This window comes from Streptomyces sp. DSM 40750, from assembly GCF_024612035.1.
Taxonomy (GTDB): domain Bacteria; phylum Actinomycetota; class Actinomycetes; order Streptomycetales; family Streptomycetaceae; genus Streptomyces.
Genome location: NZ_CP102513.1, coordinates 7,787,348 through 7,800,488, shown reverse-complemented (window position 1 = coordinate 7,800,488; position 13,141 = coordinate 7,787,348). Strand labels below are relative to the sequence as shown.

Genomic DNA, 13,141 nt, shown 5'->3' with positions numbered 1-13,141 from the left:
TCCTTGGGCAAGTGCGTATGCGGATCGAGGAGTTGTCAAAGTTCAGGCCGAGGCCCGTTGGGTCGGAGAAGGTGATGGGCTTGTTGATGCTGTACGCGGCGCATATGGGACCGCTGCCCCGAAGAACAGGGGTTCAGTGAAACTGGGCCACGGACAAAAGAGGGCCACGGCCCAAACCGATGCCCCCGCAAACCGATGCCCCGTACAGGCGGTACCCATACGGGGCGCAGCGGCTGAGCGAAGCGGGCTACCGCATCAGCACCCCAGCCTCCTCCCCCACCCCCTCCGAAGGCACCACCACCAGCCCCAACTCGGCCCCCGTGGCCAGCAGCCGGTGGGCCGGGAGGATCCGTACCGTGTAGCCGAAGGAGCCCGTGCGGTCCAGGGACAGGGGGCCCTCGTAGGACCAGCGGCCCTCCTGGTCGGGCCCGCTGGTCGGTTTCAGCGGGACGTACGTCGCATCAGTGATGCGGTCGTCGGAGTCCACACGCCCCGATACCGCCTGGACCTCGACGTCGTCCGGGACCAGGTCGCCCAGACCGACCCGCACGCGCAGCACCAGCGTCGCGCCCAGCTCCGCCGCCGTGCTCATCGGAGCCGCCGAGGTCTCCACATGGTCCACCGTCACCCGGTGCCAGCCGCCCCGCACCCGTGCCTTCCACTCGGACAGTTCCCGTGCCACGTCCGGGACCAGGGACCGGTGGGCGCGGGCGGCCGGGGTGTACAGACGCTCCACGTATTCGCGAACCATCCGCCCCGCCAGCACTTTCGGGCCCAGATGGGTCAGCGTCTGGCGGACCATCTCGATCCAGCGGTCGGGCAGGCCGGCCTGGCCGCGTTCGTAGAAGCGGGGCGCCACCCGCTGCTCCAGCAGGTCGTACAGGGCCGTCGCCTCCACGTCGTCCCGGCGGTCCTGGTCCTCGTCCATCGCCGTACCATCGGCCGTCGGGATCGCCCAGCCGAAGTCAGGCCGGAACCATTCGTCCCACCAGCCGTCCAGGACGGACAGATTCAGGCAGCCGTTCAGCGCCGCCTTCATACCCGACGTCCCGCACGCCTCCAGCGGCCGCAGCGGATTGTTCAGCCACACGTCGCAGCCGGGATAGAGCTTCTGGGCCATCGCCATGCCGTAGTCGGGGAGGAACACGATCCGGTGGCGTACGCGGGGGTCGTCCGCGAACCGCACCAGCTCCTGGATCAGGCGTTTCCCGCCGTCGTCCGCCGGGTGCGCCTTGCCCGCGATCACGATCTGCACCGGCCTCTCCGGGTGCAGCAGCAGATCCATCAGACGGTCCCGGTCGCGCAGCATCAGGGTCAGGCGCTTGTAGGACGGGACTCGGCGCGCGAACCCGATGGTCAGCACATCCGGATCCAGCACTCCTTCGATCCAGCCCAGTTCGGCCGTACCGGCGCCACGCTGCTTCCAGGAGGCGTACAGGCGTTCCCGTACCTCCATGACCAGTTGCTCCCGCAGATCCCGGCGCAGGTCCCAGATGTCCTGGTCGGGGATGTCGCCCACGGCGTCCCAGCGGTCGGAGCCGCCGACCGTCATGGCGTCCTCGGTCCGTTCGTCGCCGATCTGGCGGGCGCCGAGGCGGAAGACCTCCGGGGCCACCCAGGTCGGGGCGTGGACCCCGTTCGTCACCGAGGTGATCGGGACCTCGTCCGCGTCGAAGCCCGGCCACAGACCCGAGAACATCTCCCGGCTGACGTGGCCGTGCAGCAACGAGACACCATTCGCCCGCTGCGCCAGCCGTAGCCCCATCACCGCCATGTTGAAGACGTTCGGGTCGCCGCCCGGGTACGTCTCCATGCCCAGCCCCAGGATGCGTCCCACGTCGATGCGCGGGAGTTCGGCGTCGGGGCCGAAGTGGCGGGCGACCAGCTCGCGGTCGAAGCGGTCGATGCCGGCGGGGACGGGGGTGTGGGTGGTGAAGACCGTGCCGGAGCGGACCGCCTCCAGGCCGGCGTCGAAGTCGAGGCCCTCGTCGTAGAGCTCGGCGATGCGTTCCAGGCCGAGGAAGCCGGCGTGGCCCTCGTTGGTATGGAAGACCTCGGGCCCGGCGTGGCCGGTGAGCCGGCAGTACATGCGGACGGCCCGCACTCCTCCTATGCCGAGCAGCATCTCCTGGAGGAGGCGGTGCTCGCTGCCGCCGCCGTACAGCCGGTCGGTCACGCCGCGTTCGCCGAGGTCGTTCTCCTCGACGTCCGAGTCCAGGAGCAGCAACGGCACCCGGCCGACCTGAGCCTGCCAGATACGGGCGTGCAGCCTGCGGCCGCCGGGCAACGCCAGGTCGACCTGGGCCGGGGAGCCGTCGGCCGCCGCCAGCGGCACCAGCGGCAGCTCGTGGGGGTCGAGCACCGGGTAGTGCTCCTGCTGCCAGCCGTCCCGGGACAGGGACTGCCGGAAGTAGCCGTGCCGGTAGAGCAGGCCGACGCCGATCAGCGGTACGCCGAGGTCGCTGGCCGCCTTCAGATGGTCGCCGGCGAGGATGCCGAGGCCGCCGGAGTACTGCGGCAGCGCGGCCGTGATGCCGAACTCGGGCGAGAAATAGGCGACGGCGGCCGGGAGTTCGGTGGTCTGCCCCTGGTACCAGCGGTCTCCGGTGACGTAGTCGCGCAGATCATCGGCGACGGCGGTCAGCCGGCGCAGGAAGCGCCGGTCCTCGGCGAGTTCGGCCAGGCGGCGGGTGGAGACGGAGCCGAGGAGGCGTACGGGATCGCCGCCGGACGCGGACCAGCGCTCGGGGTCGACCGACTGGAAGAGGTCACGGGTCTCCGCGTGCCAGGACCAGCGCAGATTGCGCGCCAGCTCGCTGAGCGGGTGCAGGGCTTCGGGGAGGACGGGTCGGACGGTGAATCTGCGGATGGCCTTCACAGAGGATTCCACCTTCGCGCCAGGACGTACGGGCCGGGGGACGCACTCCGCTGTGCGCCGTTCGTCACCCCCGACCGTAGCGGCGCGAGGCGCCCGGCAACTACGGCGCGTCCCTCGGTATGCAATTACGGCGCATCCGTACCCCGGCCGCCCGGCCGGACAGTCCACCCCCGCACGTTCAGTCCTGAATTCGTCGCAACCCAGCCGCAACCTTCACATGTACGCCACGGGCGATATGGCCGATTCCGCCCCTCTGGGCGACCTTGTGGCACTTCACACCGCACGAGAGGCTGCCGGGTGGCGCACCGGCCGACCTCGGCCGAGTCCGGCGAACTCCGGCAGCCCACCACGACCGGCTCCCGGCGAACCCTGGTGTGGTGCGCCGAGTCGAGGAGGGGGTTCTCACACATGCGTCACCTGGCAGAGGCGAGAAACAGGCGTATGCGCTGGGCGGGAGGGCTCACGGCGCTCATGACGGCCGCGGTGCTTTCGGCCATCACCCTGCCCGCGCACGCCGCTCCGGAGGGGCGTGTCCTCGGAGCCGGCGATCCCGGTTCCGTCAGCGGCAGTTACATAGTGACCCTCAAGACGGGAACGAAGGCCCCGTCGAAGGCCGGAAAGGACGTCGCGGCGCAGTACGGGGCGAAAATACGCCACACATACAGCACCGCCCTGAACGGATATTCCGTGAAGGCCGGTGAGAAACAGGCCAAACGTCTCGCGGCGGACTCCCGCGTGGCCTCGGTCGTCCAGGACACGAAGGTCACCTACGACCACCGGCAGCCCAACCCGCCCTCGTGGGGCCTGGACCGCGTCGACCAGTCGAACCTGCCGCTCGACAAGAGCTACACCTGGCCGGAGTCCGCGGGCAAGGGCGCCACCGTGTACGTGATCGACACCGGCATACGGATCACGCACAAGGACTTCGGCGGCCGGGCGCGCCACGGCTGGGACTTCGTCCAGAACGACAGGACGGCTCAGGACGGCAACGGGCACGGCACCCATGTCGCGGGCACCGTCGCCGGCACCACGTACGGCGTCGCCAAGAAGGCCGAGGTCGTCGCCGTACGCGTCCTCGACGACGCGGGCGCGGGGACGACCGCCCAGGTCATAGCGGGCATCGACTGGGTCACCAAGCATGCGAAGAGGCCCGCCGTGGCCAATATGAGCCTGGGCGGCTTCGGCAACGCCCAGCTCGACGCGGCCGTACGCAACTCCATAGCGTCCGGGGTCACCTACACGGTCGCCGCGGGCAATGACGGACTCGCCGCCGGCCTCTACTCGCCCGCCCGCGTCAAGCAGGCGATCACGGTCGGCGCCACCGACAAGAGGGACGTTCGCGCCAACTTCTCGAACTGGGGCCCGAGTGTGGACCTGTTCGCACCGGGCGTGTCCGTCACCTCCACGTCGCACAAGAGCAACACCGCGAAGGCGACCCACTCCGGTACGTCCATGGCCTCCCCGCACGCCGCGGGCGCGGCCGCCCTGTACCTGGCCGACCATCCGTCGGCCACACCCGCCCAGGTGAGCAAGGCGCTGGTGCAGCGTGCGGTTTCGGGCAAGGTCAAGGACAAATTTCCGGGCTCCCCGAACAAGCTTCTACAAGTCCACAATCCGTAGGGCTCTGTAACACCACAGGTGAACGACCCTTTACCCAGAGCGACTACAGTGACCGGCCTCGCCCTCCTCGGGACGAGGCCGGTCTTGTGTGTAGACATACGCGTGAGTAGTTAACAAAGTGCCGGAATGCCCACCCGCACTGTGTGGGAAGGCTCCACCGGTACGTCCCGCTGGCCCCACCTCCCCACACCCTCATCCGCCCACCCACGTTGACGCGGACAGGAGCGGTCATGCCCGCCACGCACCACTCGTCAGCACCCCCGACGACCAGTACCACCACCGCCACACCCGACAGCACCGTCGCGCGCCCCGCACGCCCGGCGCGCACCGGTCCGCCCGCGCCGGCCGCGCCGCCCCCGAGGGCCCCGGTGACTCCGGGCGCCCCCACCATCGGGCGGATACCGGTCCTCGACGTACGGCCTACCGTCCACCACGGCCGCCGACCGGCGAAGGCCGTCGTGGGCGAGGCCTTCGAGATCTCGGCCGTCGTCATCCGCGAGGGCCATGACGCCGTCGCCGCCAACGTCGTGCTCAAGGACCCGGAGGGCCGCCCGGCCGACTGGACCCCGATGCGCGAACTCGCCCCCGGCACCGACCGCTGGGGCGCCACGGTCTCCGTACCGAGCGAGGGCATCTGGTCCTACGCGGTCGAGGGCTGGGGCGACCCGGTCACCACCTGGCGCCACCACGCCCACATCAAGATCCCGGCCGGTATCGACACCGAACTGGTCCTCGAAGAGGGCGCCCGCCTGTACGAACGCGCCGCCGACGGAGTCCCCGAGGGCCGCAGCGGACGAGGCATCCTCCTCGCCGCCGTGGACGCGCTACGGGACACCGCCCGGCCCGCGTCCTCCCGTCTGGCGGCGGCGTTGGCGCCGGAGGTGGACGAGGTCCTGACCCGCCACCCGCTGCGCGAACTGGTCACCTCCTCGGAGCCGCTGCCCCTGCTGGTGGAACGCGAGCGGGCACTGTTCGGGTCCTGGTACGAGTTCTTCCCGCGTTCCGAGGGCACCCCCGAGCAGCCCCACGGCACGTTCCGTACCGCCGCCCGCCGCCTGCCCGCGATCGCCGCCATGGGCTTCGACGTGGTCTACCTGCCGCCGATCCACCCGATCGGCACCACCTTCCGCAAGGGCCGCAACAACACCCTCTCCCCCACCCCCGACGACGTCGGCGTCCCCTGGGCCATCGGCTCCCCCGAAGGCGGCCACGACGCCATCCACCCCGACCTCGGCACCCTCGAGGACTTCGACCACTTCATCGCCCAGGCACGAAAATCGGGGCTGGAGGTCGCCCTGGACTTCGCCCTGCAGTGCTCCCCGGACCACCCCTGGGTACACAAACACCCCGAGTGGTTCCACCACCGCCCCGACGGGACGATCGCGTACGCGGAGAACCCGCCGAAGAAATACCAGGACATCTACCCCATCGCCTTCGACGCCGACATGCCCGGCCTCATCGCCGAGACCACCCGCGTACTGCGCCACTGGATGGACCACGGCGTCCGCATCTTCCGCGTCGACAACCCCCACACCAAACCGGTCGTCTTCTGGGAACAGGTGATCGCCGACATCAACACCACCGACCCGGACGTCATCTTCCTGGCCGAGGCCTTCACCCGCCCCGCGATGATGCACACCCTGGCCGCGACCGGCTTCCAGCAGTCCTACACCTACTTCACCTGGCGCACCACCAAGGAGGAACTGACGCAGTACGCCACCGAACTGGCAGGGGAAGCCGCCAGCTACATGCGGCCGAACTTCTTCGTCAACACCCCCGACATCCTCCACGCCTTCCTCCAGCAGGGCGGACGCCCGGCCTTCGAACTGCGCGCGGTCCTGGCCGCGACCCTCTCCCCCACCTGGGGCGTGTACTCCGGCTACGAACTGTGCGAGAACACCCCGCTCAAACCCGGCAGCGAGGAGTACCTCGACTCGGAGAAGTACCAACTCCGCCCACGCGACTGGGACGCAGCCGAACGAGACGGACGTACGATCGCCCCACTGCTCGGCAAGCTCAACGAGATCAGGCGTCGGAGCCCGGCGCTGCGACAGTTGCGGGATCTGCACTTCCACCATGCCGACCAGGAAGCGGTGATCGTCTACTCGAAGTGCGCGGGCTCGAACACGGTTCTGGTGGTGGTCAACCTCGACCCCCACCACACCCAGGAGGCCACGGTCTCGTTGGACATGCCGCAACTCGGCCTGGACTGGCATGAGTCCGTGCTGGTGCGCGACGAGCTCACCGGCGAGGTCTACACCTGGGGCAGGAACAACTATGTACGTCTCGAACCGGGCCGCGCGCCCGCACACGTACTGACCGTCCTGCGACCGTCCAACCCGCAGATCGGGGGGTCACCCACACAATGATCGTCAACGAGCCCGTTCCGGACACCTTCGAGGACACTCCGCAGAAGGACCGGGACCCGGACTGGTTCAAACGCGCCGTCTTCTACGAAGTCCTCGTCCGTTCCTTCCAGGACAGCAACGGCGACGGCATCGGCGACCTCAAGGGCCTCACCGCCAAACTCGACTATCTGCAATGGCTGGGCATCGACTGCATCTGGCTCCCGCCCTTCTTCAAATCGCCGCTGCGCGACGGCGGCTACGACGTCTCCGACTACACCGCCGTCCTCCCCGAATTCGGTGATCTCGCCGACTTCGTGGAATTCGTCGACTCCGCCCACCAACGCGGCATGCGCGTCATCATCGACTTCGTCATGAACCACACCAGCGACCAGCACCCGTGGTTCCAGGAGTCGAGGAAAGACCCCGACGGGCCCTACGGCGACTACTACGTCTGGGCCGACGACGACAAGCAGTTCCAGGACGCCCGCATCATCTTCGTCGACACCGAAGCGTCCAACTGGACCTTCGACCCCGTGCGCAAGCAGTACTTCTGGCACCGGTTCTTCTCCCACCAACCGGACCTCAACTACGAGAACCCGGCGGTGCAGGAGGAGATCGTCTCGGCGCTGCGGTTCTGGCTGGACCTGGGCATCGACGGCTTCCGCCTGGACGCGGTGCCGTACCTGTACCAGCAGGAAGGAACCAACTGCGAAAACCTTCCCGCAACCCACGACTTCCTCAAGCGGGTGCGGAAGGAGATCGACGCGCACTACCCCGACACCGTGCTGCTGGCCGAGGCGAACCAGTGGCCGGAAGACGTCGTCGACTACTTCGGCGACTTCCCCAGCGGCGGCGACGAATGCCATATGGCGTTCCACTTCCCCGTCATGCCACGCATCTTCATGGCGGTGCGCAGGGAATCGCGCTATCCGGTGTCGGAAATCCTCGCCAAGACCCCGGCCATTCCGTCGAACTGCCAGTGGGGCATCTTCCTGCGCAACCACGACGAACTGACCCTCGAAATGGTCACCGACGAAGAGCGCGACTACATGTACGCGGAGTACGCCAAAGACCCGCGTATGCGCGCCAACATCGGAATCAGGCGCCGGCTCGCCCCGCTGCTGGACAACGACCGCAACCAGATCGAACTGTTCACCGCCCTTCTGCTGTCCCTCCCCGGCTCGCCGATCCTCTACTACGGCGACGAGATCGGCATGGGCGACAACATCTGGCTCGGTGACCGCGACGCGGTACGGACACCGATGCAGTGGACCCCGGACCGCAACGCGGGCTTCTCCTCCTGCGATCCGGGGCGGCTGTCGCTGCCGACGATCATGGACCCGGTCTACGGCTACCAGGTGACGAACGTCGAGGCGTCGATGTCCTCGCCGGCCTCGCTGCTGCACTGGACCCGCCGGATGATCGAGATCCGCAAGCAGAACCCGGCGTTCGGCCTGGGGTCGTACACCGAACTCCCGTCGTCGAACCCGGCCGTCCTCGCCTTCCTGCGGGAGGCCCCCTCGACCGAGGAGAACGGGGACGACCTGGTGCTGTGCGTGAACAACTTCTCCCGTTTCGCCCAGCCCACCGAACTCGATCTGCGCGCCTACCAGGGACGCCACCCCGTCGAACTCATCGGCGGAGTGCGCTTCCCGGCCATCGGCGAGCTGCCCTATCTGCTCACCCTCGCGGGCCACGGCTTCTACTGGTTCCGCCTGCGGAAGGACACCGTGTAAGCCCGACCGGAACCCCCGGGCGGGCCGGTTTCTCCCGGCCCGCCCGGGGCACGCAAACAGGAACACCCCGCCCCCCGGGGAAAGGACGCGACGCCATGTCGGAAGCCGCCACGCACTCCACTGCGACAAGTCCTGGTCCGCCGCCCGTCGCGGAGCCGATGCCCGGGCTGCTCACCTCGCTGGAGCCACTCCTGCGGGAGTGGCTGCCACGGCAGCGCTGGTTCGCGGGGAAAGGGCGACCGGTCACCGGGTTCAGCCTGGTGGCGGGGACCGAGCTGTTGCCGGTGGGCGCCTCCACGGCGGCCGGCTCCCCATCGGGTGGCTCCAAGGCCGGGCTGCTGCATCTCCTCGTGCGCGCCCATCAGCCGCTGGTGCCGTCCCAGGGCGCTCCGGCCCACCCCGGCGACTGCTACCAGCTGCTGCTCGGCGTACGCGAGGCGCTGCCGCCACGGCTGGCGCCCGCGCTGATCGGGCATGTGGCCGACGGGCCGCTGGCCGGGCGGACGGTATACGAGGCGCTGCACGACCCACGCCTCGCCGATGTCCTCCTGGAGGCGCTGCGGACCAAGGCGCGCGTCGGTGAGCTGCGCTGCGAGCGGGACATGCGGCACGACATTCCCGAGGGCCTGGTATCGCGCATGGTGACCTCGGAGCAGTCCAACTCCTCGATCGTCTATGGCGATACGTTCATCCTGAAGCTGTTCAGGCGGGTCGTACCCGGAGACAACCCCGATCTGGAACTGCCGCTGACGCTGTCCCGCGAGGGCTGCGCCCGGGTACCTGCCCCGGCGGCCTGGATGGTGGCGGAGCTGGGCCGGACCGCCGATCCCGACGGTCACCATGTCCTGGGCGTCCTCCAGCCGTTCCTGCACGGCGCGGCGGACGGCTGGGAGCTGGCGTTGAGCATGCTGGCCAAGGGCGAGGACTTCGCCGTCGAGGCGCGGGCGCTGGGGCGGGCGACCGCCGAGGTGCACACCGCGCTGACGCGGTCGCTGCCCACGGTCACCCTGGGGCGGCCCCAACTGGAGTCGCTGGTCGACGGGATGACCGAACGCCTGGAGGCCGCCGCGCAGGCCGTCCCCGCGCTGCGGCCGTACGCGCCCGGACTGCGCACGGCCTTCGAGGCGCTGGCCGACCTGGCCGCCGAGGGCCGCACCTGGACGGCCCAGCGCATCCACGGCGACCTCCACCTCGGGCAGTGTCTCCGCTCTCCCTCCGGCGAGTGGTCGCTCATAGATTTCGAGGGCGAGCCGTCTAAGCCGCTGGCCGAACGCCGGATGCCGCAGCCCGTGGCCCGCGACATCGCCGGCATGCTCCGCTCCTTCGACTACGCCGCCCACTCCCTCCAGCCCCCGGCCGCCGACTGGGCGACCGCCTGCCGGGCCGCGTACTGCTCCGGCTACGCGGACGTCGCCGGAGCCGACCCGCGCACCGATCCCGTACTGCTGCGCGCCTACGAGACCGACAAGGCCGTGTACGAGGTCCTCTACGAGGCCCGCCACCGCCCCGACTGGCTCCCGGTGCCCCTGGCGGCCGTCCACCGCCTGGCCACGGACACCGAAGCCGACACGCCCTGATCCCCGCCCCCCACCAGTTCCTGTTCCCTGTTCCTGTTCCTGCCGAGGAGGCCGTCCCTGTGACTCCCCGCCCGCCGTCCGACGACAGCACACAGCACACCGGCGCCGCCGCCGAGGGGCCCGCCCCGGTGAAGAAGACGGCCACGAAGAAAACGGCCGCGAAGAAAACCGTGGCGAAGAAGGCGACAGCGAGGAAGACGGCGACGAAAAAGGCGGCTGAGAAGACGGCTGAGAAGACGGCGGCGAAGAGCACGGCGAAAGCGGTCGCCAAGAAGGCGGCCGAGGGGGCGCCTGTGGTCAAGAAGGCGGCGGCCAAGAAGACGGTCGCCAAGAAGGTCGGCGAAGGAACGGCGGCGGTCAAGAAGACGGCCGAGGGCAAGGCGGTGGCGAAGAAGGCCGCCGGATCCGGCGGGGCAGCGCCGAGAAAGGTGGCCGAGGACAAGGGCGTGGCCAAGACGGCCCCGGCCAAGAAGGCCACCACGAAGAAGACCGTGGCGAAGAAGGCTGTCACGAAGACGGCTGGCACGAAGACCGCAGTCGCGAAGACGGCAGTCCCGAAGACGGCAACGGCCAAGAAGACCGCGGCCAAGAAAGCCGTCACGGCCAAGGCGGTCACCAAGAAGACCGTCGCGAAGAAAGCCGCCGCGAAGAAGGCCGTGAGGCAGCCTCAGGAGACGGAGAGCGCGACGCTGCCTCCCGCCGTCCCGCCGAGCACCGGAACGACAGTGCTCGAACCGGTCGGCACCTCCGACACCGGCCCCGGTCTCGCCCAGCCCGCCTTCTCCCCCGCCCTGGACGGCGACGATCGCGAGCGGCTGATCGCCGGTACCCACCACGCGCCGCACTCGGTCCTCGGGGCTCATTCCGCGCCCGGCGGCGTGGTGTTCCGGGCGTTCCGGCCGTACGCGCTCGGGGTGAGCGTGGTGGTGGAGTCGTTGCGGGCCGAGTTGCACGACGACGGAGGCGGGTTCTTCTCGGCGCTGCTGCCGTTGCGGGAGGTGCCGGCGGAGTACCGGCTGCTGATCTCGTACGAGGGGATGAAACAGGAGACCGAGGACGCGTACGGTTTCCTGCCCGCGATCGGCGAGCTGGACCTGCATCTGATCAACGAGGGCCGGCACGAGGAGCTGTGGCGGGTGCTCGGCGCCGAGCCGATGACCCACCAGGGCGTGACGGGCACCCGCTTCACGGTGTGGGCACCGAACGCACGCGGCGTGCGACTGGCCGGGACGTTCAACTTCTGGGACGGCACGGGGTACCCCATGCGCTCGCTGGGCTCCTCGGGCGTGTGGGAGCTGTTCGTGCCCGGGATCGGCGAGGGCGAGCTGTACAAGTTCGAGATCACCCGGCCGGACGGCTCGAAGACGCTTCGCGCCGACCCGCTGGCCCGCCGCACGGAGGTGCCGCCCAACACCTCCTCCGTCGTGCACGCCTCGCAGTACGAGTGGGGCGACGAGGAGTGGCTGGCGAAGCGGGCGGAGACCCCGGCGCACGAGGCGCCGTTCTCCGTCTACGAGGTCCATCTGCCGTCCTGGCGACCCGGGCTGACATATCGTCAACTGGCCGATCAGCTACCGGCGTACGTCTCGGACCTCGGCTTCACCCATGTCGAGCTGCTGCCCGTCGCCGAGCATCCCTTCGGCGGCTCGTGGGGCTACCAGGTCACCGGGTTCTACGCGCCGACGGCCCGGCTCGGCAGCCCTGACGACTTCAAGTTCCTGATCGACGCGCTGCACCGGGCCGGGATCGGTGTGCTGATGGACTGGGTACCGGCCCATTTCCCGCGTGACGACTGGGCGTTGGCCGAGTTCGACGGGCGTCCGCTGTACGAGCACGAGGACCCGGCACGGGCCGCGCACCCCGACTGGGGAACGCTGGAGTTCGACTACGGGCGCCGCGAGGTGCGCAACTTCCTGGTGGCGAACGCCCTGTACTGGTGCGAGGAGTACCACATCGACGGGCTGCGGGTGGATGCCGTCGCGTCGATGCTCTACCTCGACTACTCGCGCGAGCCGGGCCAGTGGACGCCGAACGAGCACGGCGGCCGGGAGAACCTCGACGCGGTCGCCTTCCTCCAGGAGATGAACGCGACCGTGTACCGGCGGGTGCCGGGCGTCGTGACCATCGCCGAGGAGTCGACCGCCTGGGACGGCGTCACCCGCGCCACCCACCACGTCGGTCCGGGCGGCTTCGGCGGCCTGGGCTTCGGGCTGAAGTGGAACATGGGCTGGATGCACGACTCGCTGGGTTATATGGCGCACGAGCCGGTGCATCGTAAGCACCACCACAACGAGATGACGTTCTCGATGGTGTACGCCTACAGCGAGAACTACGTCCTGCCGATCTCCCACGACGAGGTCGTGCACGGCAAGGGCTCCCTGGTGTCGAAGATGCCGGGCGACTGGTGGCAGCGGCGGGCCAACCACCGCGCGTATCTCGGCTTCATGTGGGCCCACCCCGGCAAACAACTCCTCTTCATGGGGCAGGAGTTCGCCCAGGGCGCGGAGTGGTCGGAGGCGCACGGCCCGGACTGGTGGCTGCTGGACCCGGCGTACGGCGCCGAAGCCGACCACCGGGGCGTACGCGATCTCGTCCGCGACCTCAACACGGCCTACCGCCACACCCCCGCCCTCTGGCAACGCGACACCGACCCGGCCGGGTTCTCCTGGATCACGGGTGACGCCGCGGACGACAACGTCCTGGCGTTCCTGCGCCTCGACGCCGACGGCATGCCCCTGCTGGCCGTCTCCCACTTCAGCCCGGTCGTCCGCGAGGACTACCGCCTGGGCGTCCCCGAGGATGTCCCGGCGTGGCGCGAGGTCCTGAACACCGACGCGGCGGCCTACGGCGGGAGTGACGTCACCAACCCCCATCCCGTGAAGACGGAACCCCACCCCTGGCACGGCCGCCCGGCCGGCATCCGCATCACCTTGCCCCCCCTGTCCACGATCTGGCTCCGCCCGGCCTAGTTTTTCGCCCCCG

At 69.5% G+C, this 13,141-nt stretch carries 6 protein-coding genes; 5 read left to right on the top strand and 1 reads right to left on the bottom strand.

What is annotated here, in order from left to right:
• Positions 1-247: 247 nt before the first annotated feature.
• Positions 248-2,878, bottom strand: coding sequence for a glycosyltransferase family 1 protein (locus tag JIX55_RS34825; protein WP_257567201.1), 2,631 nt, complete (start codon positions 2,876-2,878; stop codon positions 248-250).
• 441 nt (positions 2,879-3,319) lie between these two features.
• Between JIX55_RS34825 and JIX55_RS34820 the strand changes: the two genes are divergently transcribed.
• From JIX55_RS34820 to glgB, 5 genes are all read left to right on the top strand, one after another.
• Complete coding sequence (locus JIX55_RS34820; protein WP_257567200.1) at positions 3,320-4,498, top strand: S8 family peptidase; 1,179 nt, start codon at positions 3,320-3,322, stop codon at positions 4,496-4,498.
• A 230-nt stretch (positions 4,499-4,728) separates the two neighbouring features.
• Entirely contained in the window at positions 4,729-6,867 is a 2,139-nt protein-coding gene (locus tag JIX55_RS34815) for an alpha-1,4-glucan--maltose-1-phosphate maltosyltransferase (protein ID WP_257567199.1), read from the top strand.
• Positions 6,864-8,582: a maltose alpha-D-glucosyltransferase gene (gene treS / locus JIX55_RS34810; protein ID WP_257567197.1), complete on the top strand. Its 1,719-nt coding sequence runs from the start codon at positions 6,864-6,866 to the stop codon at positions 8,580-8,582. Before JIX55_RS34815 ends, treS begins: the two co-directional genes overlap by 4 nt.
• 95 nt (positions 8,583-8,677) lie before the next feature.
• Positions 8,678-10,159, top strand: coding sequence for a maltokinase N-terminal cap-like domain-containing protein (locus tag JIX55_RS34805; RefSeq protein ID WP_257567196.1), 1,482 nt, complete (start codon positions 8,678-8,680; stop codon positions 10,157-10,159).
• A 59-nt stretch (positions 10,160-10,218) separates the two neighbouring features.
• Positions 10,219-13,128: a 1,4-alpha-glucan branching enzyme gene (gene glgB, locus JIX55_RS34800; RefSeq protein WP_257567195.1), complete on the top strand. Its 2,910-nt coding sequence runs from the start codon at positions 10,219-10,221 to the stop codon at positions 13,126-13,128.
• Positions 13,129-13,141 lie beyond the last annotated feature (13 nt).